This is a genomic window from Paenibacillus sp. FSL H8-0548 (assembly GCF_038630985.1).
Classification (GTDB): Bacteria; Bacillota; Bacilli; order Paenibacillales; family Paenibacillaceae; genus Pristimantibacillus.
Genome location: NZ_CP152049.1, coordinates 2,708,673 through 2,733,298, shown reverse-complemented (window position 1 = coordinate 2,733,298; position 24,626 = coordinate 2,708,673). Strand labels below are relative to the sequence as shown.

At 43.9% G+C, this 24,626-nt stretch carries 18 protein-coding genes; 1 reads left to right on the top strand and 17 read right to left on the bottom strand.

Going from position 1 to position 24,626, the window contains the following annotated elements:
* Positions 1-57: 57 nt before the first annotated feature.
* Complete coding sequence (locus tag MHI37_RS11240) at positions 58-828, bottom strand: AraC family transcriptional regulator (protein WP_083676529.1); 771 nt, start codon at positions 826-828, stop codon at positions 58-60.
* 139 nt (positions 829-967) lie between these two features.
* Here MHI37_RS11240 and MHI37_RS11235 point away from each other — a divergent pair, with 139 nt between their 5' ends.
* A complete protein-coding gene (locus MHI37_RS11235; RefSeq protein ID WP_076339465.1) occupies positions 968-1,885 on the top strand; it encodes a nucleoside hydrolase in 918 nt (305 codons plus the stop codon).
* A 97-nt stretch (positions 1,886-1,982) separates the two neighbouring features.
* Here the strand turns inward: MHI37_RS11235 and MHI37_RS11230 are convergent, their stop codons facing one another.
* From MHI37_RS11230 to gndA, 16 genes are all read right to left on the bottom strand, one after another.
* Positions 1,983-2,915, bottom strand: a complete 933-nt coding sequence (locus tag MHI37_RS11230; protein ID WP_076339464.1) for an acetamidase/formamidase family protein — start codon at positions 2,913-2,915, stop codon at positions 1,983-1,985.
* A gap of 148 nt (positions 2,916-3,063) precedes the next feature.
* Positions 3,064-4,311, bottom strand: a complete 1,248-nt coding sequence (locus MHI37_RS11225) for an MFS transporter (RefSeq protein WP_076339463.1) — start codon at positions 4,309-4,311, stop codon at positions 3,064-3,066.
* A 100-nt stretch (positions 4,312-4,411) separates the two neighbouring features.
* Positions 4,412-5,305: a carbohydrate ABC transporter permease gene (locus MHI37_RS11220; protein WP_076339462.1), complete on the bottom strand. Its 894-nt coding sequence runs from the start codon at positions 5,303-5,305 to the stop codon at positions 4,412-4,414.
* A gap of 43 nt (positions 5,306-5,348) precedes the next feature.
* Positions 5,349-6,260, bottom strand: a complete 912-nt coding sequence (locus MHI37_RS11215) for an ABC transporter permease subunit (RefSeq protein WP_076339461.1) — start codon at positions 6,258-6,260, stop codon at positions 5,349-5,351.
* A gap of 79 nt (positions 6,261-6,339) precedes the next feature.
* A complete protein-coding gene (locus MHI37_RS11210; protein ID WP_076339460.1) occupies positions 6,340-7,971 on the bottom strand; it encodes an ABC transporter substrate-binding protein in 1,632 nt (543 codons plus the stop codon).
* A 202-nt stretch (positions 7,972-8,173) separates the two neighbouring features.
* A complete protein-coding gene (locus MHI37_RS11205) occupies positions 8,174-9,553 on the bottom strand; it encodes a sugar ABC transporter substrate-binding protein (protein ID WP_256710693.1) in 1,380 nt (459 codons plus the stop codon).
* Between the two features lie 24 nt (positions 9,554-9,577).
* A complete protein-coding gene (locus tag MHI37_RS11200; protein WP_076339458.1) occupies positions 9,578-11,434 on the bottom strand; it encodes a histidine kinase in 1,857 nt (618 codons plus the stop codon).
* 18 nt (positions 11,435-11,452) lie between these two features.
* The gene (locus tag MHI37_RS11195; RefSeq protein WP_076339457.1) at positions 11,453-13,063 is read right to left on the bottom strand and encodes a response regulator; all 1,611 of its coding nucleotides are present in this window, start codon (positions 13,061-13,063) and stop codon (positions 11,453-11,455) included.
* A gap of 231 nt (positions 13,064-13,294) precedes the next feature.
* Entirely contained in the window at positions 13,295-14,899 is a 1,605-nt protein-coding gene (locus tag MHI37_RS11190; RefSeq protein ID WP_076339456.1) for a helix-turn-helix domain-containing protein, read from the bottom strand.
* Positions 14,892-16,670, bottom strand: coding sequence for a sensor histidine kinase (locus MHI37_RS11185; RefSeq protein WP_076339455.1), 1,779 nt, complete (start codon positions 16,668-16,670; stop codon positions 14,892-14,894). Before MHI37_RS11185 ends, MHI37_RS11190 begins: the two co-directional genes overlap by 8 nt.
* A gap of 68 nt (positions 16,671-16,738) precedes the next feature.
* Positions 16,739-18,067: an extracellular solute-binding protein gene (locus MHI37_RS11180; protein ID WP_076339454.1), complete on the bottom strand. Its 1,329-nt coding sequence runs from the start codon at positions 18,065-18,067 to the stop codon at positions 16,739-16,741.
* A gap of 32 nt (positions 18,068-18,099) precedes the next feature.
* Positions 18,100-18,930: a carbohydrate ABC transporter permease gene (locus tag MHI37_RS11175; RefSeq protein WP_076339453.1), complete on the bottom strand. Its 831-nt coding sequence runs from the start codon at positions 18,928-18,930 to the stop codon at positions 18,100-18,102.
* Positions 18,931-18,940: 10 nt separating this feature from the next.
* On the bottom strand, positions 18,941-19,810 hold the full coding sequence (locus MHI37_RS11170; protein ID WP_083676530.1) for a sugar ABC transporter permease: 870 nt from the start codon (positions 19,808-19,810) through the stop codon (positions 18,941-18,943).
* Between the two features lie 250 nt (positions 19,811-20,060).
* Positions 20,061-21,425 carry an extracellular solute-binding protein gene (locus MHI37_RS11165; RefSeq protein WP_076339451.1) on the bottom strand — a complete coding sequence of 455 codons (1,365 nt, stop codon included), beginning with the start codon at positions 21,423-21,425 and terminating at the stop codon, positions 20,061-20,063.
* Positions 21,426-21,795: 370 nt separating this feature from the next.
* A complete protein-coding gene (locus tag MHI37_RS11160) occupies positions 21,796-23,052 on the bottom strand; it encodes a glucuronate isomerase (RefSeq protein ID WP_076339450.1) in 1,257 nt (418 codons plus the stop codon).
* A 37-nt stretch (positions 23,053-23,089) separates the two neighbouring features.
* On the bottom strand, positions 23,090-24,499 hold the full coding sequence (gene gndA / locus MHI37_RS11155; RefSeq protein WP_076339449.1) for an NADP-dependent phosphogluconate dehydrogenase: 1,410 nt from the start codon (positions 24,497-24,499) through the stop codon (positions 23,090-23,092).
* Between the last annotated feature and the right edge of the window lie 127 nt (positions 24,500-24,626).

Sequence of the window (24,626 nt, the reverse complement as noted above, 5' to 3'; positions counted from 1 at the left end):
ACTGCGTCGACAAGTTCAAGCCGCGTCAAGCGGTTACCTGTTATGCTCGAATTGGCCCTAGGTTTGCAAATGAGCTAACCGATGCTGTCGCGGGGTAATCCCTAATTCTCTCTTGAAAAAATGACAAAATTGTGCAGCTGTTGAGAACCCGGCATCTAGCGCGATTTCATTGATCGGCAGTTTTGTATGCTGCAATAGTTGAGAGGCATGAGTAATCCGATGATTCAACAAATATTTTTGAGGTGATAAGCCTGTTTTCTCTTTAAATAGATGACGAAATCGATCATAGCTGTAGCCCGCTAGAGCTGCAAGCTCTTCAATTCCTAAAGCCTGCTGATAATGCTCATCCATGTAATTGCGAACATAGTGCAGCGGGTCCGTATGTAATTGCTGCTGGTTTTTCGGAGGAAACCTTCTGCAAAGCTCAATAACGATCTCACTTGTCAGTAAATTCAGCTTCTCCTGATAAAGCGGCTGCTTATTGATAAATTCAGCTTTCATCTGCAACAGCAGTGACAATATCGGGTAATTGCCTTGATGAACTTCTTCTGCAAAGAAGCCAGTAGGAATATGGATGTGAGGAGCCACATGAAAGCCAATAAACATAACTTGACTATCCGTAGTATGCACTTCATCATGTACGCTCCCAGGCCGAATAACAGTAAAGGAATTGTCATGAAACGGATAGCTATGCTCCTCGATAACGGCCTGGCCTCCACCGTCCAGATAGTATACTAATTCATAAGAATGATGCTGGTGAGGCCCTACTCGGAAGCCTTTCTCTCTAGTCGTATGATGAAAAAAAACCATTTTAGCGAGCATATTCATTCCTCTCCATCCTCCAGCACCGATTTTTTTCACAATAAAGTTAGCCAGTTTCTATAAGAATGATAGCCATATCATGATAAAAAAGTTTCTTCTATCATGTTATATTTACAGCGTTAAGTAAATAGAGGAGGCTGCATCGATGACCGTACAATTTCCAGTAATCTCAAATGAGGACAGAGTAAAACGATTAGAGCCCGCTCACAGAAAGGTACGAGCCGTGCTCGACACCGATACCTTTAATGAAATCGATGATCAATTCGCAATCTGCTACGCCCTTCTGTCACCAGAGAGCATCTCATTGCAAGCGATTTATGCTGCTCCCTTCCATAATGAGCTATCCGATGGTCCAAAGGATGGAATGGAGAAAAGCTATAACGAGATTGTGAAGGTTCTAGAACTAATGAAGAGCTCGGTGCCGTCATATCCGGGGTCTGAGAGTTATTTGCCAGGACCTGAGACCTTTGTTGAAAGCCCGGCGGCACGTCATTTGGTCGAGCTTGCGATGGCCTCCTCGGATGAAGATCCACTTTATGTATTTGCTATAGGTGCTATTACAAATGTAGCTTCGGCCATTCTGATGCAGCCGGAAATTATTCGTAAAATCGTCGTAGTATGGCTGGGCGGCCACTCGTTTCAGTGGCAGGATACTCGTGAATTTAATCTCCAGCAGGATCTTCATGCTTCACGTATCATGATGGATAGCGGAGTGCCGCTTGTGCTCATTCCATGTATGGGCGTTACTTCTCATCTTACGACTACCTTGCCCGAAATTCGGGAATATGTGAGGGAGCAAGGCGAGATCGGACACTACCTTTACGATATTTTCGAGAAATGTACAAAGGATCATTTAGGCGCTTCACGCGTGATTTGGGATATGACAACCATTGCTTATACGATTAATCCCGAATGGACACCAAGCTCACTTGTGCCTAGTCCGCACATCTCTGATCAATTTCGGTGGAGCTTCGATTCATCGAGGCATTTGATCCGTTATGTCGATCACATCCATCGCGACCCGATTTTCAAAGACTTTTTCTCCAAGCTGAAGCGGCAATAATGAGCAGAACCCTTCGCAACCACCTATTCGCAAAAAAGAATGCTAACGAGTCCGTAGCGTTTCGTTAGCATTCTTTCTTTAGTATTATGTGTTCACCTTATCTGATCGCGCCATGCGGAAGCACAGCATGCACACCACGGACACCATTTACGATTTGCGTAATCCTTAAATCAACGACAAGACTAGCTAAAGCAAGAGCTTCTTTACGATCAAACCCAAATATTTCTTTCATAAGATTTAACATCCCCTCAAGAGCGATAAAGGTTGCTTCATTTAAATCTTCATGAAAGCCCATCGTGATCCACGCCGCAGCCGTTTTTGCCCTTGGCATCGTTAAGCTAATATCTTCTCGAACCGTAAACGTAAGGTCCACCAGCTCCATTGGACACTCTAATGCGGGACATCCGACTTCTCCATCCCCTTGAATGGCATGTCCATCACCGACTGAAAACAGCCCCCCTGACACTGGAATCGGGAGATATAATATGCTTCCTGCGATCAATTCTTTACAATCGATATTCCCTCCACAATAACGAGGAGGATACGTAGAATGAATGCCTGGTTCATTCGGAGGCATTCCCATCACCCCCATAAAGGGACGCAATGTTACCTTATGCCCTTTATCGCTGGTGCCGATCATTGCATTTGCATCTAGCTTCCAATTAAGATGATATTCCGCACCATCTGCAATGCCTAATCTATTATTTATTGGATGCGGAAAACCACCCGCACTATTCCATCCCCATGAGCCAGGATGAATGTCATTTATTTTTATTTCGAGCGTCATCCCAGGCTCTGCACCGCGAATGGCAACAGGCCCACAAAGCGCATGCCCTCCATCCCGTGGGCGTTCCCTTGGTTCAAATCGTTCACGTACGCCAGAAGCCGAGAATGGCTCAAGTCCCCATCCCGCATCCAGCGTGCGATAACGAATGGCATCCCCAGAATCTATCGATAATAGAGGTTCAAAATCTCGTGAGAAAGAGCCGTGCAGGGTAAATCTTTCAGGATGAATTGTATAATGTGCCATTATATTACCTCCCGATAATGTAATCCCTTTCACTCCTATTTTACTTGAAAAATATAGGTGAAGACACAAGGGATTGTGTCATTATTAAGCAGAAAGCCCGGCTGTCCAAGGAGGACTGTCGGGCTTTCTATTTCACGCAGCGTCACCTTTAAATCAGCTCTTTGCGCGCTTTCAAGTAGCGATACAAGAAGCAGCCAGACACGGCGCAAATGAAGGCACATAAGCCGATAAAGCCGTAGCCGGCCTGCAGCCCGCGAAGCAAGCCCAGCTCTGTATTGGCTCCGTAGCTGTTTTTGATCCCTTTCGTTATCGCACCAATGGCATAATTGCCGATGACGCTCCCAATTCCCATTAGAGTAACGGTAAAGGTAATCGCCGTATCGCTCCCCTTTGGGTATCGTTTGGCGATAAACGCCATGACGGTTGGATAGATAGGCGCAATTCCTATTCCTGCCGCTGCGAATAGGAAGGCTGCCGATTCCCCTCCCAATATCGCAATAAAGGTACATGTAGCGGAGAATGCTGCGAAAATAATAAGTGAAAGATTAAAGCCGATTTTGTCTGTTACGGGGCCGAGCAGCAGCCTCGCTGCCGAGAAGCATAGAAAAAACATAGACAGCATGCCAGAGGCGGATACCGTATCCCACTTGTAGGCCTTCTCCAGAAAATTGACGAGCCATCCGCCCACGGCCAATTCCGATACGACGCCAAAGGAGAGAATAAGCACGAGCAGCCACAAAGCTGGATCACGCACTAAGCTCTTCAGCGGCAAACGATCCTCCTGTAACAAATCATCGCCAGGAAACTTGCTTAGAAATGCTGGAATCATAGGCAGTATAGATAAACAAAGCATCACTAAATACATTCCCCGCCAATCAAGCGTATGGCCAAATACAGTTACCGTCATTAATCCTGTAGCAATCATAGGGGCGACCGTAGAGCTGATTCCATAGAAAAAATGAGATAAATTCATCATCGTGCCTGTGTTTTTCACAAAAATCCGCGCGCCAAGAATAGCCAAGCTAATTTCCAGCATGCCATTTCCTATGTACATTAAGAAATAGGACGATGTAAATACCGGATAGCTTTGGGAGAAAAAGATTAGAACGCCCGACAGCAGCATCGACCCAAAAGCCATGATGCTTACCGCTTTAATGCCAAGCTTGTGAGTAAGAATGGCTGTAAAGGAGCAGGCAATCAAATAGCCCAGCGCATTAAGCGACAGCAATGTGCCAAGCTCCATCTCATCGAGCATAAAATCGAATTGAATTCGCGGGATTGCTGGACCTTTAATATTTTCCGAAATTCCAAAAATGATAAAGCCCAAAAAAATAGTCGTTAGCTGCAGCGCATAACCTTTGTTAAACCTCTGACGTTTCTGCATTTGTTTATCCATGTACAAAAAATCCCTTCAATAATATTTCATCAAAAAGCTATCATAACTGCACAAATAAAAAAAAGCCACCCCTTTCGAGTGGCTTTGGAACCGTCATCTATCAGCCTTTAACCGAGCCAATCAAAACACCTTTTTCAAAATATTTTTGCAAGAAGGGATAGATCATTAAAATCGGCAGCGTAGATACGATAATCACACCGTATTTGATTTGATCCGCATATTTTTGGGCATAGCCGCCTGCATTTCCGCCCGCTCCTGCTCCGTTTTGAAAAACTTGATTCGATAATAAAATATCTCTTAGCACGATTTGCAAAGGCTGTAATTTATTATCCCGAATATAAATTAATCCCGTAAAGAAATCATTCCAATGCCCGACCAAATAATAAAGACCAATGACGGAGATCAAAGCTTTGGACAGAGGCAGCGCAACTTTAATAAAAAACGCAAAATGAGAACAGCCGTCGATTGCAGCCGCTTCATACAATTCAGATGGCAGCGATGACTCAAAGAACGAGCGCGCAATGATGAGATAAAACACATTCACACAAAACGGTAAAATAAACATCCACAGCGTATTGGTTAGATGCAGGTCCTTCATAAGCAAATAAGTCGGGATTAAACCGCCGTTAAAAAACATCGTAATGACAAATGCGAGCATAATGAATCGTCTTGCAGGAAATTCACGTCTGGACAGCACATAGGCTGCCGGCAAAGTGACCAACAAATTAACAAGCGTACCTGCAAACGTATAAAAGATCGTATTGCGATAGCCTACCCAAATGCGATCATCCTGCAGTATTTGATCGTATCCGAAGAAGCTGATGTTTTTGGGCATAAACAAGACTTTCCCGGTCGACACCAAGGTGGAATCACTAATAGAAGCAATGACAATAAAATAAAGCGGATAAATAATGGACAAAAAAATTAACGTACACATCATAAATAATACGATTCGAAATAATATTTCACTACCGTTTATACGGCTGCCCCCCATATTCACTCCTCCTTCTACAGCAAGCTATATCGTTTCCTATATTTTAAAATAAGCTCGTATTGGAAGCTTTCTTTGAGATGGCATTCATTGCAAACAAGAAGACAAAGTTAATCAGCGTATTAAACAAACCAATAGCCGAGGCATAGCTGAACTGATTGGATACAATCCCGATCTTATACACGTATGTGGCGATAACCTCTGACACCGGCAGGTTCAACGAATTTTGCATTAAAAATATTTTCTCGAAGCCTGTACTGAGTATATTCCCCATACTAAGAATAAACAGAATAACGATGGTCGGAATAAGCGCTGGGAAATCGATATACCGTATCGTCTGCCATCTGCTCGCTCCATCTATTTTCGAAGAATCATAGAGCTGGGGATCAACCGTCGACAGCGCAGCTAGATAGATGATGCTGTTCCAACCGCAGTGCTGCCAAATATCCGAGATCACATAGACCGGTATAAACGTAGAGGTAGATGCCAGAAGGTTGATATCTCCTAAACCGATGGATTTCATCAAATAACCGACAATGCCTGTTTCCGGAGATAACAGCACATTCAGCATACCCACCAGTACGATAATCGAAATAAAGTGAGGCAAATAAACGGTTGTTTGCATAAGATTCTTCATTTTTTTTCTGCGAATTTGATTAAGAACCAGAGCCAATAGGATCGGTGCGGGAAAGCCGACAATGATCGAAGTGAAGCTAATCAAAAACGTGTTTTTCATCAAGTCGGTAAACAGGAAGCTGTCCATAAACTGTTTAAAATAAAACAAGCCTCGCCATTCCCCGCCCGTAAGGCCCTTGCTGAAGTCAAAATCCCGGAATGCCAACTGAATGCCGTACATGGGGATATAGTTGAATAAAATGATGACGATTATAGCTGGAAATACCATTAGCCACAAATGAATATCTCGTTTGAAGGTATGGAAAACACTCCGAGAGCCCATAGGATAATCTCCCTTTTTGTTGAGAATGAAGCTATACCCTGTCTAAGAGCGGCATAGCTCCTTCCATCAAGTGATGTTGTTACTTTTTGCTCATGTAGTCGTCATAATATTTCTGCATAATTTCCAGGTTTTGATCCAGGCCAGCTTTTTTGCTTTGCTTCACGTATTCATCCCATTGTGTTTCAATACCGCCCTTGGTCACCCATTTGGCAAAGCTAGTGTTGGCCAAATTCATAATGTTCGTATTGCCGAGGCTCATCGTATTATTGTCTGCGGTCGTATACTTGATGAACATGCCGGGGAACACATCGTTGTCGGTATCGACATCTAGGGCATCCTTTAACGGCTCTGATTGAACAAGCACCTCTTGCATATCTTTACCTAGCGTTAAATTCAATGAGTCGGCAATATACATCGGACCATTATCTGCCCAAGTAGATGTCCATTTCCAAGTTCCTGGGTCCATCTTCGTATCGGCTGGCGGCAGCACGGTGTAGGTACTGTCGCCATTATCTTTAATATTCGTGTCTAGCGAGCCGAACAAAACCTGCATGCTCACTTCTGGATTATATAATTCGTTAATAAATCTCATCGCAGCTTCTTTATTTTTTGTTTTGGCTGACATAACAATTTGATTGACCCCATAGTTCAAGGTTGCAAAATCATAGCTCCAAGATAATTCACCTGAATAGCCAGCACTTTCTTTAAGTGGACTCATGGATGTGTATTGCGGCGCCAGCTGCTCGCCGAATCTATCTGATGCTACCCAGCCCCAAGTGAAGCCTACTTTAGCCGCATCTCCTTCACCACGGGCAACCGACTGGAATTTCGTATAATCGTGAGTAAAGACCTCAGAATTAATCAAGCCTGCTTTGTAGAGCTTATTAAGGAATACGACCATTTTCTTATACCGATCATCTGTCAAAAAGTTTTTCACTTGGCCATCTTCAACAAAATAACCTTGTCCGCTTCCATCTGTCAGCGTAATGCCCATCCCGCCTAGCAGAACTGCCGGATTAAAAAAACCGCCAATGCCTCCCGGCCAATCCATCGGAATTTCATCATTCAGATCACCGTTGCCGTTCGCATCCTTTTCTTTGAACGCGACCAACACGTCATACAGCTCATCCCATGTCGTCGGCATGCTCAAACCTAGATTATCCAGCCAGGTCTGATTAATATATTGTCTTGTTGCGGAGCCCGGCCAAAACCTTTGGTATTTAGGCAAGCCGTAGATTTTGCCATCGGGCTGCGTCGCAATAATTTTCGTATCTGGCTTGGAGGCGAACATCTCCTGTACGTTTGGCGCAGCTTCTGCAAGCTCGCTCAAATCCTGGAATAGACCTTGAAATTGTGCAAAATCAGCGTCTGTAATCACATTCGCTCCTACAAATAAGTCTGGCGTATCACTGCTCGCAAGCATTGTGCCTTTTTTCTGATCCCAGTCTGCTGTAATCTCCTGCCACTCAATATCTACCCCCGCAGCATCCTCCGCCTTTTGCAGCCATTCCATTTCAGCGAGCGGCTTCGTGAGTGGGTGCTTCACGACAAGAGCCGTTAATTTCACTTTCTCACCGCTGCCAGCTCCTCCACCAGTACCTGCCTCAGAGATTTGTTTATTGCCAACATCATTGCCTCCGTTATTGCTGCAGCCTACAACGAGTGCTGTACATAGGCATGCTGTAAAAATAAGTTTAAACGCTTTTTTCATGTTTCTTTCGCCTCCCTTTTCTAATTTGTTATCGCTTTCATAACGTGACGCCTCTATCGTAGCAATCGGTTACAGGTGGGACAATACGGAAAATCATTGGATTCCGGTGAATATCATTGGATACAAAGACAAAAAAAAGAAGCCCCGATTAATAGGGCCCATAAAGGTGCAGTTAGTCTGAGCTTACTGCAGTATTCTTACATTAGGGGTATGTTCCGCGGAAAGCAATCTTCATTTTGTCCGCTACGCTCTCGAAAGCTTCCTTCACATTCTTCTTTCCAAGCCATACCTGATCAAGCGCAGGCTGCAAAACCGCATTAATATTTTCATTGTTTTTGAGATAATAATCGTACGAGTTAACCCCGTTCTGAATCGTCTGACGCATCACAGCATCCTGATAGCCGGCCGGATGGCCCGGATTTAGGTCAGCCCAACGCGCAATCAGCTCCGGTTTCGTGTAATAATCCTTAAGCAGCGGCATCCACAACCCGCCTCTATGCAAATCGATCGAATTTTCCGCATCGAGCTGCCATTTATAAAAAAGCCATGCTTCTTCGGGATGTCTCGTCGTTGAGGACATAACCAAGGGCTCACCAAACTGAATCGTCTTGCTTGTCTTGAGCTTCGGCAGTACACCAACGCCGTAATTCACATTCGCCGCTCCTAGATCAATTTGGACCCATTGGCCGTTAAGATCCATCGCAATCTTCCTGCTTTGCAGCGCAAGCGCAGGCTGTGGAAGGTTTTTCGATTGAATCGGCGACGGGGCAACATGATGTACATAAATCAAATCAGCCAGCTTCTGAACCGCATCGATTACAGCAGGGTCATCCAAATTCATTTTGCTTCCGTCTGGCGAAATGACGCTGGCATCATTGGAAGGCACCATCAAATACCACATCCACGAATTAAAGCGCACGCCGAATTGCGTAATCTGATTAACATCAAAGTCCGGACTGAGCGCATTATGACCGTTGCGATCGAGAGTCAGCTTTTTTGCCGCAAGCAGAAATTGCTCCCATGACCAGGCATTCTCAGCCTTCGCTGGCGGCAGTGCAACGCCGGCTTCCTGAAACAGATCGGCATTGTAATAGAGCGCAAATGCTTCCTCGGCTACCTTAATCCCTGCGACTTTGTCCCGCTCCCAGTACATGACCGCATTCGAGATAAGAGAATCCTCGTTAATCTCTGCATCCACTTCCAAAAATTTTTTCAAATTATAGAGCTTCCCTTGCTCGGCCCATTGCAGCGCAGTATGCTTGTACAGCATAAACACATCAGGAGCTTTGTTGCTGGCGTACATCGTCGTAAGCTTCTTAATATATTCACCCGGCTCATGGATGTGTTGGATCGTTATCCAAGGATACTTTTCCATGAATTGCGTAATCATCCGTTCCTTAGCTTCCTTCTCATTCAATGTGCCCCAGGAAGCGTAGGTCAAAATCACCTGCTCTCTGCCATTATCCGCCTGTTCATGGCTCGGCCCAATGTCAGGCGCTGTACTGTTCGCCGCTTGGCAGCCTCCTAAGAGCAGCATCGCGCAAACTATCAGAAGGACAATAATTCCGCGCTTGTCTCTCACGAGCCGTTCCCCTCCTTCCATGAATTACACAATTTCCTTCCGCTCATGCTGCCCGACATTCAGCCCCATACGAATTAAAATCGTCGTACCGCTCCCTTCAGCGGAAGAAATATCAATGCCATACTCCAAGCCATACAGCAGCTTGATCCGCTTCTCCACGTTAGGCATGCCTGTGGAGCGGAGCTTGCCTGACTTTATCTGATCAATATGCTCTTTCGTAATACCAGCTCCATTATCTATGACGGAGAATAAAACCATGTCGCCATCCGTCCAGCCTTTAATCTTTATGATGCCATCCTGCTCCTTCTCCGCAAGCCCATGAATAATCGCATTCTCGACAAATGGCTGCAAAAACAGCTTAGGCACCTCCATATCCTGAAGCGCTTCTTCCACATCAATCTGAACATGCAGCAAATTTTCAAATCGGCTCGACATAATATAAATATACTTGTTCAGCCAGTCCAAATCGGTTCGCAGCTGCCAGGTTTCTTTCTTATTTCGTGTTGATGTCTGCAGCATATCCGCCAAATTATGAATAATGAGACTCATCTCCTGCTGATTGTTCTCTACTGCAATCCAGTATAGCGTTGTTAGCGTGTTGTAGAGAAAATGCGGATTAAGCTGGAGATTCAGCGCCATGAGCTCAGCGTCCTTTTCTCTAAGGCGCGATGCATAATTTTCTTCTATTAATGTCTGAATTCGACCGTTCATATGATTAAACATTCGAATTAAGTGACCGAATTCGTCACGCCCCTGCTCTGGAATATGAATATGAAAGTTGCCTCGCTCCATCAGCTTCATCGCCTTTTTAATTCGACTGATCGGCTTCGTAATATACACCGACATCATATAGGCGAGCAGAATCGATACCAGCAGCATAATCACTAGAAATAAGGTAGAATATTTGCGCAGAGCATTCAGGTCTTGCAAAGCATCGACTACGGGAATTTTAATATAGGACAGCCAGCCCGTGCTATCCATACGGCTAAAGCTAATGACTACGTTCTCGCCGTCAATCGTCCTCTGAATACTACCCGTCTTCATCATCATCGCTTCTTCAAGCCAGGGAGGCGGGCCTTGACTAGCCGCTTTGCTCGCATCAGAATCAATGACAACGCTCCCCTTCTCATCGACAATTCCATAAGACAAATGTTGAAATTCACTTTGCCGCGCATAATCAGCGAACAGTCTTTCAACATAATCGGTCGTCAAATTAATCATCAAGATGGGGTTCTCTATCGTCTGCGGCAAGGTATGGAAAATCCCGTTTTCATCAATATAGGTTAATTTCAACATCTTCACTGCCGACACCAGCTTATCAAATTCAAAGCTCAAATTAGACATGTCCTTCTCGCCTAACGTTTCGGCGAACCGATAGGTTGGAATCCACTCCAAATCGCCTTGACCGGCGAGCGCCTTATCAAACAAGGAGGATTGAAAGAATCCTTCTGGCATAACGAACATGACCGAGGTATTCCCGAAGTTGTATTTTGGCGTCAGTATAAATGAAGAATAGATGTCCGTATCACCACCGAAATATTTCAACAAAATTTGTGTAATTTTCCGATCTGCTTTTATAAGCGATTCGTTATCAGATGAATCCACCTCTGTAATGACTTCATACAATTCATTATCAATCGGGAGCATTTCACTTTTGTCACGAATAGCTTGCAGCTTATCGTCCAAGAGCTGATTATTGTTAATGACGACATTGCCAAGACTTTCCCTAACATTGGATAACATGTTTTGTGCGCTGATTTGGTAATAGGCAAACCCGAGAATTAAAATGATAAAGCTTACCAGTACAAAATAGGATACGAGCAGCTTGACCCGGAATTTCACATTGGAGCCCAGCTCAGCTATTTTTCTCAGGATGTGCATCGGTTTGGCCTCTTTTAATTAGGATGAGAACATTCTACGAAATTCTTCAGGGGGATACAGGAACATTTTTTTGAAAACCTTATTGAAATACTTAATGTCTTTATAGCCGACTTGCCTAGCGATATCAGCAATCTTCAGCTCTGTTTGCAATAATAAGCTGCGTGCTCGCTGCATTCGTGTTTTCACAAGAAAATCGGTAAAGGAAAGACCAATATTATTTTTGAACAAAATACTAAAATACGAAGAGTTATAGAAGAACCGCTGCGCTACCATCTCAAGTCCTAAATCCTCGTGCAGATTTTCCTCGACGTACTCCCGGCATTTCTGCATGATCATCTCGCTTCGGGATGATTTATCTTTTTTAATTTGCTTCATAATGCCAGCAAGCAGCTCTGCCGCGATGCTCTGAGTTTCTCGAAAGCAGGAGGAAGGTAACAGCTCCAAATCGATTCGATTGCTGAGCACGCGGTACACTTCACCGTCTATCATAAATTCGACACGCTTCAAGCAGGTCAAGAGCAGCTGTGTGACATTGCATTTTAGTCGGAAAGGGGTGGGGTAAGCCTCTGCTGATTTATTTAAAATAGAAGCAAGGATGCAGACAGCACTCTCCAGATGGTTCTCTGTTATTGCCTTCTCCAGAGCATCGGTATCTTTGGTTGTAACCTGAGGAGGAGAGCTTCTCTCCAGCAGCTCTTGCAATTCAGTGGCATTCAGCCACTTGCCTTCTGGAAAATAGTACAAATATTGCAGCGCTGTTCTTGCGCTGTCGCAGCTTGCCCGAATATCCACATCGATTTGGAACGATTCCGACCCAATTCCTGCACTAATAGAACAACTATATATACTCTCTAGCTGAGCGAGTGTTTTTCGAAGATTTTCCAAACATTCCGAGCTGGATATATTGCTCTTCCATACGGCAATAACATAAAGCAGATCCTTCTCATGCTCGGGTGCAACCATCAGCGTCTCTGCAAAATTCGAATACGTTTGCAAAATCGCTCGCTTCAATATACTCGTCCATTCGAGTGTTGGCCCATGCTCAATTCGATCTTTAGATTTTGTTTCGAGAATAAGGACCGTTCCATGTCCTTGCAGAGGAAAATGCTGCCTCACTTCATTCAACTGGGCTGGCTGCAGCTCCTGGGTCATCCATTTATAAAGTAAATGCTCCATGTAGACGGGCATTGTATGAGCGAGCTGATCATTTAAGCTCTTCTTCTCGAGTTGAAGACTGCTTTCCTGATTAAGCTGCATTTCCAAATCAGATATAATAGGCTCAAGCTGCTCGGTAATGACCGGCTTGACCAAATAATCCTTTGCCCCGAGCCTAAGCGCCTGCTGCGCGTAATCAAATTCGTGGAATACGCTTACAAAAACAACTTTAGGAATTTTAGTACCCGTATTGTTCAAAGCCTTCAGAAAATCCAACCCGTTAACGAGCGGCATCTGGATATCCGTAAACACAATATCGAGCAAACGGCTTCGTGCAAGCTCAAGTGCTTCTTTGCCATTCTTCGCCTCATGAACTTTATAATCCGGCCGTAAAGAGCGAACCATCGCGGCTAGGCCCCGCCTTTGCTTGGGCTCATCGTCGACGACCAAAATCTCCAGCTTGCCTGCACCCATATTAACATCCCCCTAGAGGTATTGCGAAACAAACATCTCTTCTTATTGTATCGTTTGCTTCTTCGATTTGAAATGTAAACGAGGGAGAAAATAGTTGGATTAGGAGAATCATTTTTGATTATTGATTCTCCATAACCTTCCTAGCATGATCAAAATGTACTTAACACACAAGAATGCCTGCTGTTTCATGCGGATAAGCACCTATGTGTGCTTATCCGCAGGCAGCAAGCCTTATATCTTCTTGCGATACTCATTCGGCGACATGCCGGAGTATGCACGAAACAGCTTATTGAAATAGCTGGCATTGTCATAGGCAAGCTCTTGAGCAATTTGCTCTATACTTTGGCTGCAAGTGTCCAGCAGCTCTTTGGCCTTCTCCATCTTTCGTTTCGTAACAAACTCTACAAACGTTTCACCGGTCTCTTTTTTGAAAATTCGACTAAAGTGCGTTGGGTTTAAGTTTAGTCTGCGCGCCATTTCATCCATAACGATTTTCTCTTTTAGATGCATGTGGACATATCGTTGTGCTTCCGCTACTTCTTTGCGAATGGATTGATCCTTGCTCCCTCTTATCGAATCCATTTTCGCGATCAAGAAATCGTACAACCAATGGCCTAGATGCTCCAGCGTGTCTATAGCATAAATTTTTTGCTGCAGCAATTCTGCACTATAATTCGTCAAAAAATGATGCATGACTGAGTATTTGAGCTCAATATCCGAGACGATCTTCAGCACCCAGCCCCGTACAGAATCAACCGGATACCTTTGCAATTCAATAAGGCTGAGCCACTTCTTGACCGTGCTTCTCAGAAGCTCCTCATCCTCCAATTGAATGCCATTTCTAATATCATTTATCGCATCAATATAATGAACGAATAGCTCATCCTCCGACGTCTCCGTAGGTTGAACCTTAAGAATACGATTTTCCCCTGAATAAAATCTCAGCGTCTTGATGCCCAGCATCGATTTAATCTGCTTCTTGAATGTCAGCATGGAATCAAAGCTTTCGCCTAAATAGAAAGAGACACCAAGCTTCACATTGCGGCGAAGCATCTTTTGTACTTCAAGCAATTCGCCGTTTATGCTGTCCACAAGGTTGACCTTAATCGTCTTGGGATACGGATAGAGGATGAAATAGGTCTTCTCATTAAGAGTCAGAACCACGTGATCTGCGATTTGAACAGATTCTTGCAAAGCATTTTCTACAACAAATCGCACCTGATGTGCGCCTCCGAAGCGTTCCTCTATATCCAAAAATCTCTCCAGCGTACAAAGTACCGGCAGGTATCGATAACCCGCCTTCAAATGAATGCCTAAGCTCAGAGCACGATTCTCCCACTCCCCCTCATCCCATACAGGCTGCTCGATCAACGATTGCAAGAAGGTTGATTTTAAAGATGAAAGGCCAAGGGAGACCACCGCCTGCAGCTTCTGATGATCGTTTTGAATCGTCGTTTCCTTATGAAGCTGTGTAATAAGCTGCGATAGTATGTCTACTAACTGTTCAATCCGCATCGTTTCCTTCAGTATATAGTCATTTACATTCAGCTTTACCGCTTGCTGCGCAAAATGAAACTCCTCATGACAGGATAAGATAACGGTTTTTAGACCAGGATTTAGCTTGCGTGCTTCTTCAATTAATTGCAAGCCGTTCATAATTGGCATACCAATATCGGTAATTAATATATCAGGCGGCAGCTTCTTGCAAGCATGGAGTGCTTCCTCTCCATCCGAGCAGGCAGCTAACAATTCCAGCCCAAGCTCCTGCCAAGGAAGCTTGGCCTGCAAATATTCAAGAACAGGCATCTGATCGTCTGCGATGATTACTTTATACATGATGATTTCCCTCCATGATAGACGTTGGCAGAACGAACACAACCTTCGTTCCTACTTGATATTCGCTTTCCAATTTCATCTGGAATTGATCGTCATAAATTAGTTTAAGCCGCTCGTAAACATTCGTAAGTCCAATCCCCGCCGAAGTCCCTTCATTTCGAGCATATCTCTCCATAATTTCCCTTTTGCTAGGCTGCAAGCGATCATTTACACGTTCCAAGGCTTCTACAGTCATACCCGCACCATCATCCTCTATTGAAATGTGCAAAGCTTCTCTCGTCTTCTCTACACGGATGGAAATGAAGCCGCCTCGCTTCGAGAAGCCATGCTTGTAGCAGTTCTCAATGATCGGCTGGAGAATAAACCTTGGCACGGTTTCCATATGCAGCTCATCCTTGATTTCAATCGTTGACTCGATCTGATGCCGCAAAGAAAAGTTCATCAGATCCATATATTGCTGCGTAATTTCAAGCTCCGTAAGCAAAGGCACAAACTCCTGCTGGGAAGAGAGCGTCGTTCGCAGCAGCGAGGATAACGATCCGACTAACTCGGCATTTTCTTCATCGCCCTTCATAAGCAGCTTTAAGCGTATGGAGCTTAGTACATTAAATAAAAAATGCGGATTAATCTGAACCTGCAGCATCGCAAGCTCTGCTTGCCGCTTAAGCTCCTGCTCCAGCTTTACTTGCTCAATCATCTCAGAGATCCGGTCAAGCATATGATCGAAGGATTTCCCAAGTCGGCCAACCTCGTCGCCCGCCCTCACATTCGATCGAATTTGCATATCGCCTGCCTCTACCCTAAGAGCTACATCACCTAAAACCTTTATCGGTTTAGTAAACTTACTGAGCAGATAGGTGAGAACTAATAGAAATCCCGCAGCAAATACGATTTGCAGCAGCAGTCCTGAGCGATAAAACCCATTAACCTTGTCGGTTAGCTGCTCATATGGCACCAAGCTTACCAAGGACCAATCTGCATAATGAACGGGCAGCGATACATAGATCTGGTTTTCTCCATTCAAATGAATGATTTCAGGCGTTACGCTGGTGCTTGTCGATATTAGAGCATTGAAATTTTTTCCAATATTATCCTCATCACGATGGGACAGAATTTGCTGATTCTGATCGAGCAAAAATATATCCTCTGCCAAATGATCAATAATATCGCTAACTGTATTTTCCGTACGGCTAACAATCAAATAAGCAAGCGGCTCTGACGTATATTCAGTCAATGCACGCGCAGTCATAATGACATAAGGATCTTCCTCTGCCTGCAGCTTTAAATAATTAGGCTGTACACCCAAATATAACGTTTCAAAGGGGGCCAGCTTCGCTATTTGTTCAAACCATGGCTGCTGCCTAAACGACGTTGGAGCAAATTCATAATAGGAATAATTCGAGTAATAACGTCCATCCTTAGTCAGCAGTGTAAGGCGTATATCCGGGCGAGCACTCGCGATCTGCTCAAGCAGGATAGTAACCGACAACTGAACTAAAGGCTCGTCGGGTTTTTGCAGCAAGCTCTTTAGCTCATCATTAAATTGAACTCTATTGGATACTTCGACCATCTCTTCAATAATTCCATGAATTTGATACTGCACAATACTGAGAGACTGGTTCGCACTATTCAGAGCTTGCTCGCGTATGATTTGCTGTGAGAAAAAGCTGGTGTTATAAAGCATCACAAGGGTAGGAACCATCAAACAACCGATGGATGTCGCAATCAGCTTTTGTCTTAGCGACAATTTACGAAAAAAATTAAATTTCATCCCTGCTTCCTCACTCTCTATAACGTGACAAAAGCTAGAGCGCCATAAAGGCCGCTCCAGCAATGTGATTATGAATTCGAATCAATTAGCTTTTGAATTTTCTCTTGTGCAGTATTCAGTGTTGCATCGACATCTTGACCTTGAAGCATCATTTTGTCAAACTCTTCCTGCATCGTTTTTTCTACTTCTGATGAAAACGCTGGCGGATTGATAGTTGGAATCATCTTGCTGTTTTCCAAAAAGCTCAGCGCTGATTCCTTATCGATCATTTCAGAATTGGATGTTCCTGCGATAATCTTATCTAAAACTTCATTCATATCGGCCTTTTTCCACGACGGAATATTTCTGCCTTGGACCACAAGTCCCTGAGTAGTAAACCAACGAATAAACGTGTAGGCTTCTTCTTTATGCTTGGACTTACTGTACATCGACACAATATCAGCTGAGGCAGAGGTTGTGATTTGGTCATCTTTATTTATTTTCGGGTAAGGTGCAAATACCGTTCTGAATGCGGCTGGCACCTTCTCTGTGCCCCCCGTTTCAGGAATGAAGAACGTTCCTGTTACGATCATGCTTGCATCTTGATTAAAATACTGCGGACGATAGTTCAGCTTCTGGCTGATAACTTCAGCATAAGGCGTCGCCGACTTATCCTTCTCTGCTTGCAAGCGAACCTCCATCGATTTCTTCATAATCGGATTCGTTATATTCGCCAATTTGCCATCATCCGTGACAAGATACGCGTTTGTCGGCTGGTTGATTAAACCAATCATGGAATACGGATTCGTCCAGCTATGGAAGTACGTTCCATAACGTTTTTTCTCTCCGTCTAGCTTAGTTAATTTTTTGGAATAGTCAAGAAAATCATCCCATGTCCAATCCGTTGGGACTGGCAGTCCCGCCTCTTTGAGATGGTTCTCGTTAATAGCAACGAACATGTTGACAGATTTTCCTGGCAAAGCATAGATTTTACCCTTTTCTAACGTATTAACGGAATATTCGTCCTCAAATTTCACATTATCTTTATTCAAATAATCATCGAGCGGCTCGAGCATGCCTAGTGCTACCCTTTGTACGTAAAAGGATGGCTGGGAGAACATAATAACATCCATATTTTCTCCAGATGCTGCAGCCAAATCCACTTTTTTCACAGCCTCAGTAGCATTGTTGTCACCTGCTGACACAAAGGTTACTTCAATGTTCGGGTACTGCTTCTCGAACTCCTGCTTGATGATATCGAAATTTTCATTTTTAAGATTGTACCAAGTGTGAACCTTAATCTCGACAGGTGCTCCATCGCTTCCAGCCTTGTTTCCTGCTGATGAACCACAGCCTGTTAGAAGCATTGCAGCAGCCGTTAGTACGACCGCAGAGCTCTTCAACCAATTTCTAAACATATTGTTTCCCCCTAAGTTCTTTCTATTTCTTGCTAACCTTTGACACTTCCTGAGGCCACACCCTCAATGACTTGCTTCTGCCCAATAATGAAGATGATGAGCAGCGGCAAGATTGCGGATACAGCGCCTGCCATCATGAGAGAATAAAACTCTCCGTTCACGTCTGAAAACTTAGTCATACCTAGCTGAAGCGTGAACAAATGGTCTGATCGGATGAAGATCAACGGATTCTGATAGTCATTCCAAGTCCAGATAAAACGTAAAATCATTACGGTAGCCAATGCAGATTTTACTAATGGAAGCGTAATTTTCACAAAAATAGTCCAATGGTTCGCGCCGTCTATACGTGCCGATTCGATAATCTCGTTATGAATGCTCATATAAAATTGACGCAGCAGGAAAGTCCCGATAACCGAGGAGCTGCTCAGCAGCACCAATCCCAAATGATTGTCAAACAATCCGAGCCAACGAAACATAATGAATTGCGGTACCAATATCGCTTGAGTCGGAATCATGAACGTTGCAAGAATAACAATGAATAATAGGTCTCTGCCTTTAAACGTAATTTTTGAGAAGCCATAGGCGGCCATAGCTGAAATAATGAGAGAGAACACGGTAGTCAAGAACGTAATTTTAATCGTATTCCAATAATACAAGCTAAAGGGAAGTGCTCCGAACCAAACCTCCCGATAATTTTCAACGGCGTTCCATGTTTCTGGAATCCATTTGATCGGATAAGCAAGTACATCAAGCTCTGGCTTAAATGATGCGGAGATCATCCAAATGAAAGGCATGATAAACATTATACCTGCGATACTCATGAATAAAGTAACAATGATACGTCTAATACGTAACGAGCTCATAGGAATCCCCCTAGTAGTTTACCCATTTCTTCTGTCCGATCCATTGGATGACTGTGATGGCCAGAATTAAGAGAAGTAGTGCGATACCAATCGCCGATGCATATCCTGATTTCAATTGAATGAAAGCGACTTCATATAGGTAAAATACGATAACTGACGTTGAACCTGCAGGTCCGCCATTCGTTAAAATCATAATCAGGTCGAAAACCTTAAAGGAGCCGACAATACCGGTAATAAGCAGGAAGAACGTTGTTGGTGAAAGCAGCGGTATAGTTACCGTGAAAAACTGACGAATTTTCGATGCGCCATCAATGTCAGCTGCCTCGTAGAGATCTGAGGGGATATTTTGCAATCCCGCCATAAAGATAATCATTTCGAAGCCAATTCCCGCCCACACCATAATGATCATAACGGATAGGAGAGAAAAATTCGGATCTGCCAGCCAAGCTGGCGGATGATTAATTCCGATCGACATAAGGAAACTATTAATGGGTCCGCTCGTCGGATGAAACAACACTCGCCATAGAACGGCTACCGCTACAAAGCTAGATATGAATGGCATGAAATAAATGACTTTAAAGAAGCTTTTAAAATAGGTTGCTTTATTAATCAGAACTGCCAAGATTAATGAAATAAATAAGGAGACTGGTATAACAAAAATTAAAAGAAAGTTATTGGCTAACGACCTCAGAAAGTTTTCATCAGAGAACATTTTAATATAATTAGCGAATCCAATGAAATTGATGCTTTTTAAGCCTGCAATAAAGTTCCAATCCGTAAAGCTAATGATCCCTGAGAGTAGAATCGGAATAATCGTAAGGACTGTGGCTACAATTAGCATGGGTGCTATGAACAAATACCCTGCTAACGTGTCCTGCATAAATCTCTTTTTTCTTTTTTGTGGAACCCTATTCGTTGCAGCTCCGGTTTCTTGTAATGCTTGTTCCAATTGAATCACCTCTTGTTGTTCGTCTATGTCTTCATTATAAAGAGCATCAATATCAAATACAGGGCAATTTTTTTTCTATTTGAAAACAAATTTGCTTCAGTTATTGTCCATCCAACTCAAACAGAAAGTGCACGATGCAGAATAGCTTCTACATCGTGCACGCTAGAATCCAGATCAATAATTATTGATACGATTCAACAACCTTTTGTATTTTTTCCTGTGCGGTATTCATCGTTTTGTCGATACCCTGACCCTGCAGCAGCATTAAATCAAATTGCTCCTGCATAATCTTCTCTACTTCTGCTGAGTATGCCGGTGGATTTTTAGCCGGAATCATGACACTATTATTGAAAAAGTTCAATGCAGATTCCTTATCAATCATTTCTGGATTCGCAGTTGCCCCAATAATCTTATCTAAAATTTCCTCGGTATTAGCCTTTTTCCAGGATGGAATGTTTCTGCCCTGCACCATGAGTCCCTCTGTCGTAAACCAACGGATGAACGTATAGGCTGCCTGCTTGTTTTTCGATTTACTATACAGCGCAAGTATATCTGATGAAACTGTTGTACTATTCGGATCTTCTTTGTTTACTTTCGGATAGGGCGCAAAAACAGTCTTGAACGTCGCCGGCACCTTATCTGTCCCACCTACCTCTGGAAGGAAGAATGTACCTGTCGCTATCATGCTCGCATCTTGGTTGAAATATTGTGGACGATAGTTGAGCTTCTGACTAATGACTTCCGCATAAGGCGTTGCTGACTTGTCTTTCTCCGCTTGCAAACGAATTTCCAGCGATTTCTGCATAAATGGATTCGTAATATTCGCTGATTTTCCATCATCGGTAACAAGGTATGCATTTTCCGGTTGAGTCAGCAATGCAAGCATGGAATACGGATTCGTCCATGTGTGGAAATACGTGCCGTAGCGTTTTTTAGCGCCATCCGTTTTCGTCATCTTTTTCGCATATTCAAGATATTCATCCCAAGTCCAGTCGGTCGGAATCGGCAGTCCCGCTTCAGCCAAATGATCTGCATTAATGGCAACGAAGAAGCTCACTGATTTCCCTGGCAGACCATAAATTTTTTCTTTTACTTGCGTATTCACGACATATTCATCATCAAAGACAAGGTCATCCTTGTCCAAATATTCATCAAGCGGCTCGAACATTCCAAGCTCCACACGCTGCACGTATGCCGCTGAGGATGCAAGCATAATGACGTCCATCGTTTCACTTGAAGCTGCAGCCAAATCTATTTTTTTCAAGGATTCAAGATTATTATTGTCTCCTGCCGATACAAATTCGACTTTGATATCCGGGTGCTGCTTCTCAAATTCCTGTGCTACGAGATCAAGTTTCTCATTCTCAAGATTGTACCAGGTATGAACCTTAATCGTGACCGGTTTTGCCTTGCTGGTTTCAACTTTGTTCGGAGCAGCTGTTTGTGTGCTGGTGTTATTCGTTTTGGCTGCTTGAGAGCATCCTCCCAGAAATAAAGCTGCTGCTGTCAGAACAATTGCCGAACTCTTTACCCATTTGTTAATCATGCCTTTTCCCCCTTGATTGTTTTCATTTATGTTTGATACTTCACACGGACATGCCTGCTTTCGCTTGCTGCCTGCCATGTTGAAGATAATCAACCTAAGAACAATGCGAGTACAAACCTAAATAAAACGCTTACAACAATCCGCTTGGATAACTTATATCGCTGAATATGCTGCATTCAAGGTGTCTTGCTGATCAGCTATGCTTTCATTATAGAAAGTGCGAAATGCAAATACAGGATACAAATTTTTCTCATTTCAAAAAAATTTGCTTCCTTTGCAGAAGCAGCACTTCCTTGCCTTTCCATTCATTAAAAACAGGTGCAGCCATTATTGGCTGCACCTGTTTTCCCCGATCTGCTTCTCGTTATGGCTATTTGCCTAGAAAACGCCAGAAGTTGCGATTCAGCATATCATTCAAATCTCGTTTAATTTCCTCTTCCGTGACGCTCCAGCCGCTTTGGTGCAGCTTCTCATATTTATCCGCCAGTACGTTTCCGATAATTTTTCTTGAATGCTCCCATTTATAGATCAGTTGCTCGAAGACACGGCAATCCGAATGCTGCGGGATCATAGAAGTGCCTAGCAGCTCTATGCGGAAACGCGTCATTTCCTCAACCATAGACTCGATATGCAGAAACCACCAGCAGCCGAAGATCATCAAATTGCGGAACTTACGCGCAAGCACCGTCAATTCATGCTGGTTTTCTCTTGCCAGCATCGTGATAAGAAACTTTTGCTCCGGATAACGGCGGCATAGCGCTTCAACTGCAGACACATCTGACAGCATGCTCATATCGCCTGCTAAGCCGAGTGATGGATTTACTTTTCTTCGAACGCCGATCATGAGTGCAAACGGAATATTTTGCGTCTGGCATACGGGAATCATAACCTCATCAATCATCTTGCTTCTGTGATCTTCCGCTGGGTATTTAAAATCACCAGGCATCGATACAGCAAGATAGAGCGCATCCATGCGTACGATCCATTCCGATAGAAAACGACGAGTTTCCTCCTTCGTCCGCTCTGTCCACTCAGCTTGTACATCATAACCAAGGCCTTGAAGCTCGTTAACCGCATTCGGCCAATCATTTAGCAGGGCATCAACACGCAGCGCCGCATAGAAACGAGGATCTGTTTTACCTTTGCCCGATAACCAAACTGGACGCTCTACAGCATCGAATGGGTCATTGGTCATGACGATTTTTTCGATACCAGCAATCTTCATCACCGTGTCGACCTGCTCCTCCACCGTGCGATTCGCCAGTGCCTGACGGTAATCGTCCAGGTTGCGCGAGGATACATCAAATCCAAGGCGTTTGAGGATCGTAATAAATCCGCTCGCTGCCTCACTAACCGGGGAATGATCAAGAAATAGTTGTTTCCAAATCCAATCCGCTTGCTCACGCTTGCTCATTGACCAGAAATGGCTATAGTCCTCCTCTGACCATCTGAATGACTCTGAAATTAAATAATGATACGTCAGCAAATCATCGATGCCCCACAGCAGCAGCTCCCCAAATTCAGGCGCATACAAATGCGTATGCATATCGGTGACGGGCATGCTTAAAGCCAAGCGTTCAACAGTCTGACGAAGATCGGCGATGTTTATTGCGGTTTGAGTATTCATTTTCATTTCCCCCTATGAATTATAATGAGAGTTAAATCTAGTTATTCCATTGATAGTGATATGAACCTGCTTTATCGACGCGCTCAAACGTATGCGCCCCGAAATAATCACGCTGAGCCTGCAGCAGATTAGCCGGAAGATACTCTGTACGGTAGGCATCAAAATACGATAGAGCCGAAGCAAATGCAGGCACTGGAATGCCATTTAGCGCTGCAGCTGCAACGACCTCGCGCCATGCTTGCTGGTACTCATTCACGATGTTTTTGAAATAGCTGTCTACGAGCAGATTTGGTAGATTTGCATCGGCTTCGAAGGCATTTTTAATATTTTCAAGAAATTGAGCACGGATAATACAGCCGCCGCGGAAGATCATAGCAATGCTGCCGCAGTTCAGATCCCATCCGTACGTGTCAGATGCCATCTTCATTTGAGCAAAACCTTGAGCATAAGAGCAAATTTTGCTCGCGTATAGCGCTTTGCGTACAAGCTCAATAAAATCTGCCCGATTGCCGCTGAACTTAGATACCGCTGGCTTGTCAAACAAAGCAGCTGCCCGTTTGCGTTCTTCACCAAGTGAAGATAAATAACGCATAAATACAGATTCTGTGATGACAGGCAAAGGTACGCCAAGATCGAGCGCGTTTTGCGAGGTCCACTTGCCAGTCCCTTTTTGACCAGCAGAATCCTTAATAATATCAACCACTCTTTTGCCTGTTTCCGGATCAACCTTCGTGAAAATATCCTGCGTAATTTCAATCAGGTAGCTGTTAAGCTCACCCTCGTTCCATTCTCTAAAGATATGATGAAGCTCCTCAGCCTCAGCCCCAATCACATCCTTAAGCAGATGGTAAGCCTCGCAAATTAGCTGCATATCGCCATACTCGATTCCGTTATGCACCATTTTGACATAATGGCCTGCTCCGTCTGGCCCGATGTGTGTACAGCATGCATCCCCCTCGACCTTGGCAGAAATAGCCGTTAGAAAAGGTTCAACAAGCGCATACGCTTCCTTCGTTCCTCCTGGCATAATTGCTGGTCCCTCAAGTGCTCCCTGCTCGCCGCCAGATACACCTGCACCGATAAAGCGAATACCCTGCGGCTCTAATTCGTTCGTTCTCCGCTGCGTGTCTACAAAGAAGGAATTGCCTCCATCAATCAAAATATCACCTTGCTCCAGAAGCGGAATGAGCTGCTTTATCGTATCATCCGTAGCATCTCCAGCTTTGACCATGATCAAAATTTTTCTTGGGACTTCAAGCGAAGCGACAAATCCTTCTAAAGATTCATAGCCATATACTTGACGGTCGGCTGCTTCCTTTACCAATTCATCTGTTTTCCCGTAGGATCGATTATAAACGGCAACCGCAAATCCTCGGCTTTCCAAATTCAAAGCTAGGTTTTTCCCCATTACTGCAAGACCAATAACGCCAATTTGTTGTTTACTCAATTGAAATCTCTCCCCGTTTTCACTATTTCACATAATAACAACGTTGTTAAAAAACGCTGCAATCATTCCTTCTTATTGCAGCAAGACCCTCGGCTTACCGTTTCTCCGCAAAAGCTAATGAAAAACG